Annotated in this window: 2 protein-coding genes; both read right to left on the bottom strand. The window is 46.1% G+C overall.

Translation table 11 applies throughout. The features are described 5' to 3' along the window. The coding region (locus LLG96_08005) for a carboxypeptidase regulatory-like domain-containing protein (GenBank protein MCE5250149.1) at positions 1 to 3,429 on the bottom strand (3,429 nt) is incomplete at its 3' end. A 540-nt stretch (positions 3,430 to 3,969) separates the two neighbouring features. Next, a complete protein-coding gene (locus LLG96_08000) occupies positions 3,970 to 5,040 on the bottom strand; it encodes an S-layer homology domain-containing protein (protein MCE5250148.1) in 1,071 nt (356 codons plus the stop codon). Positions 5,041 to 5,111 lie beyond the last annotated feature (71 nt).

Genomic DNA, 5,111 nt, shown 5'->3' with positions numbered 1-5,111 from the left:
AACTTTTCCAACATCCGGGGCAAAATATATATGAGATTCCGATATACTATTCGGTTTCTCATCGTTTTTATCCTGAATCATCTGGGTATATTGATAATGCTTACACCTGGAGAAAGTGCCTGCCGGCACACCCATGGTTTCTTCACCAATGTATGCGCAAATTATCCACTCACGAAACTCTCCCCAGTCTTTATCATAAACCGTCCAATATTCTCCCGGTGATGCATTGAATTTGATATTCGGCATATCTTCCTGCACTGCAAGCGCCGTTCGTGCATGAGAAGAACGTCCCGGTATCGGTTTCAGGACGAGAGCACCCTGATAAAATCTGTAAAGATTATCATCTTCAATCCGTAGATTATCTTCACCAGAGTGCTTACCTTCTACTTTCCAGAATTCTCTGAACAGACTTTGGCTGTTTTCATACAGAGATTCCAGTATTTCCATACCGACAACCCTGGACGTTGTCTCTTCGACTGATTCGCTTCCGGTTAAAAGACCTTTACTTTTACATTCATACACCCATGTGTTACCTTCCGCAAGGGGCAGATACTTATGGGTTCCCGCCCATTTCGGTTTCTCTCCATCTTTCGTTGCAATGAAAATGTTAAGTAATGAACTTTCATTGCTGATCGAAACAGTGTATGACTCCGGCCTGAAAGTATATCCGCTCAGGGATGCCGTTACCGTATACGTGCCGGGAAGAACTTCAAAAATAAATACACCATATACCTGAAAATCTTCATAATTGATTGTCTGTTTTTCAAGAGTATTACCCGAGCTGGAGAGCCGGACAGTAACTCCGGACATACCATATCCCTGTTCATTGACGGTATATCCCTCAACACAATACTCTCCCTCTTTAAACGTACCGGCCGAGTATGTTTTCGATTCAGTGATTTCAATCTTGACATAAAGCGGGTAAAATTCAAAACGGTCAGAGTCAGCACCAACATTCCAGTCCCCGGCTGCGATTCCCGAAAGGGCGAAAGAACCGTTTGCATCGGTATTCGTATCTGCTACGGCACCCTGGGAGCTTTCAGCGTGAACTGGAATATCTTCGACTCCTTTTCCCGAAGTGTCCACAACCCTGCCTGTGATAGTCGCGGCGATCTCCCCGCTTTCCTTTGTTCCGGTGAAATCGACGCCGCCTTTATCGGCGCCGGAGACTGTCACACTGCTCTGTTGTGGATTGAAGGTAAAACCGGTCATAATGGGCGTGATTGTATACGAGCCATTCTGTATTGACTTGAACGAATATTTCCCGTTCGCATCCGTTGTTGCGTCGACCGTTTTCCCCGAGCCGGAAAGACGCACGGTAACATCAGAGATCGCGGTCCCCTTCGAGTCCCGGACAGTTCCGCTGACCGTGTATGTATTTATGACCTCGGTTTTCGTGGCAACAAAGATATCGACCGTGTACGTTTTCGATTCGGTGACCGACACCGTTCGCTCGGTCGGTGATAAGGAATACCCGTCCTTCTGCGGTATCAAACGCCAGTTGCCTGCTGTCAGGGACGACAGGGTGAATCCTCCGTCTGCTGCGGTTGTCGCGGTCTGTGAGCTCGTTCCCGACAATGAGGCGGTTATGAGGACTCCCTGCACACCGTTCCCCGAGGAATCCACGACCTTGCCTGTTACGGTTGCCGTGATGGAAACGCTTTCCTTTGTCCCGGTGAAATCGACACCGCCTTTATCGGTGCCGGAGGTAGTTATTTCGGTCTGCGAAGGATTGAATATATATCCTGCCAATGTGGGCATGACAGTGTATGTTCCGTTCGGAATTGACGTGAATGAGTACACTCCCTTTGAATCCGTGGCCGCATCCAGCGATTTGCCCGAGCCGGAAAGCCGTACGGTTACATTTGAAATAGCGGTCCCCTTCGAATCCCGGATAGTGCCGCTGACCGTGTATGTATTTATGACCTCGGTTTTTGTGGCTACAAAATTATCAACGGTGTACGTTTTCGATTCGGTGACAATTACCGCCCGATGGTCGGGTTCGAACATATATCCTTTCATTTCGGGAATAATCCACCATTCGCCTGCGGTAAGGGCTGTGATCGTATAGTTACCGTTACTGTCCGCAGTTGACGTGCGATACTCATTCTCCGAAAAATAGGCGCTTATCACTCCCGGAATACCGTTACCGTCAGAGTCAACAACCCGACCTGTGACACTCGCAACGATTGCTCCGCTTTCCTTCACCACGGTAAAGTCGATTCCGGATTTGGAGGAACCTCCTGATACGGTTACACCGATCTGCCCGGGAGTAAAGACATAACCGGCCAACGCGGGCACTACCGTGTAAGCCCCATCCGGCATATCGGTAAATTTGTAGTTACCCGATGTATCGGAGAGAACATAAACACTGGAGCCGTCCTCGTATACGAGCCACACCTGTACCGAGCCGACACCGTTACCCCGGTCATCGGTGATCGTGCCGTAAATCGTATTGATTCGAACATCATTTTCCTTTGCGATGAAATTGATATTCGTGACATTCGCGTTTTTCACGGTTACCGACTGTTTGTCAGGATCTATCGAACAGAAAGGTTTTACCGTTTCCACGACATAAGAACCTGCTTTGATGTCATGAAAAAAATACGTGCCATCCGTATCGGTAACGTCCTCTGCGACGATGATATTATCCGGAGGCTGTAAAAGCCAGAGAGTAATTCCCGATACTCCTTTATTCGATGACTCGTACAGTATCCGACCGGAGACATCGTACATGATGTTCGATGGGTATTCGACAATATCATCGAGGACAAGGTTCACGGTATCCTGAAAATCCGTTATCATATATTCGTTTTCCTGATAGTATCCTTCTATCGGCACTTTCAAACGGTAATACTCTTTTCTGATATTGATAAATGTATAATGTCCCTGAGAATCGGTTGTCGCCTGAAGAACCGTGTTCCAGTTCAATGTAAGCAATACCTGCACACCGCCAAAATTTTTACCCTGATAGTCAATAACTCTGCCCGAAACCGAAAGAGTACCTTCACAGGCGGTTCCGGCTCCATTATTGGTCAGGCCAGCCTCTCCAAGAAAGAAATTACAGCCACCCACATCGGCTCCCCTGACGGTTATTGTCATATTTGAGGGCTCGAAAACGTTCGAACCTTGAGAGGGAGTGACCGTATAGGTTCCGTCGGGGACATCCTGAATCGAGAATTCACCGGTAGAATCCGATATGGCAGTTTTCGTGATTCCGTTGCCTGAAAGTGTGATAGTTACACCGGCGAGTCGGTTGTTTTTTTTATCGGATACACGGCCGTGAACAATGCTTGTTTGGGGTGATCCATCATTGGGAGAGGTGGCAGAGTCACCGCCACCGCCGCACGAAGCAAAAAGAAGAGAACTCAAAATAATCAGAAACAGTACCCAGATACCACTGTTGCGGGGGAAATCAGTGTTTTTCATTGGTTCCTCCGGACTATTGAGCAGTGTTTTTCCATATATTACTACAGCATCGGTAATCCTTTTTTATCATTTTTGTTGATTATAATATCCTGACCAAATCATGTTACTTTAAGAAAAATAATTTTTAATCAACTCAAAGCAAGCATTTTTTTAAATTTTATATGTTATTTACCATGCCATTGCACAGGTTGATTCACAGAAATCCGTTCACACTCAAAACATACCGGTCGATTTGAAACCGAATGCAGCATTTATACAGAAATGCATTGTTCTTATTCTATCCGGAGTGATGATATGACTACCGGACTTTTTTACTTATAATTATCCCGGTTATCCGGAAAACAGTAAATCTGCAGGATATGAAAAAACATGTAACAGTGTTTTCACGACACCGGCAGCGGGGAATCTTTGATTATTGCTCCGGTGGATAAACAGTGACATCGGATGACGTCATACCGAACTTGATTCAGTATCTGTTTTTATAGTGGTATCGATATTTATTCGCCGAAGCAATAATACCGGAAACAGAAAAAGGCAGGATTATTCGAGAACCGCGGAAAGGTTTTGAAACGTGCCGATAACATCGACACCGCTGACAGGAGCATCGGGATTGAATTCATTGTCTGGTGATACAGGTTTCATGATGTCTTCGTTCACACAAAGCATCACGGCATTATATGCGTAATAATCCGGGCGGACATCTGGAAATAAAGATTCGGTACCTACATATCGTGTGGCAATAGACGAATCATCACGGAGAAGAACCAGAATTCCCTGTACAACCATGGCAAGTTGTGCGCGGGTAACATTTCTGGATGGATAAAACCGGCCGCCGGGCAAAATATCGATATCGGATATATGAAGCGGAATGACATCCAGAATGCTCTGTTTTGCTCCAGCAGAACTGATATCGGAGGGAGTGATTTCTTTTGCTTTCTTCCGGGAAAGGTTATCCCCGTAAATTTTCTCAAAAACCGTAGGCTGGTGATGTTCCACGCGCGCTTTGATTTTAAATTCCTCGACAAGGAACTCGCATAGATCGGCGCGAGTGATTTTATCGAGAAGACACTTCTGTTTCCCTATCTCTGATACCGGATCGACCTCGATAATTCTTTTAACCAGAGCGTATTTCGCCGCGGCCCGGTCTTTCAGCGGACCATTCTTCTTCACTGCCTGGCCATACCAGCTAAGAGCCTCGGTAAAATCAAGGGATTTCAGATAACTTTCAGCACAATAAAAGAGGGCTGCATCGTTGTCCGCCGCAATGGCAAGCGCCCTGGTAAACGATGCCCGGGCATCGTCAAACCACCCATCTTTCTCCCGCGCAGTGATAATTCTGCCCCGTGTTATCAGGGCATCCACACTGTTCGGGTCATATTCAATGGCTTTATTCACCATTTTCAGGGCTCGTTTATAATCGGAACGCTCCATTTCAAGCAGAGCAAGCCCGGTATATCCCACAGGGGATTTTTTATCAAGCCGGACAGTACGGTTAAAATCCTCTTCGGCGCCTTTAAAGTCTTTTTTGTCGAGTTTCTGAAGCCCGCTCAGATAGTGATTTTTAATAGTATCGACTTCCGACTCTTTTTTCACCGTTTTCGAACAGCCCATCAGGGCGCTCAGCACAAGAATAATAACAAGTATTATATATAATCGGTTTAAAATCAGAGCTGATAAACAGT

This window comes from bacterium, from assembly GCA_021372535.1.
Lineage (GTDB): Bacteria > Latescibacterota > Latescibacteria > Latescibacterales > Latescibacteraceae > JAFGMP01.
The sequence above is the reverse complement of the archived record's forward strand: the minus strand, read 5'-3'. Positions and strand labels throughout refer to the sequence as shown.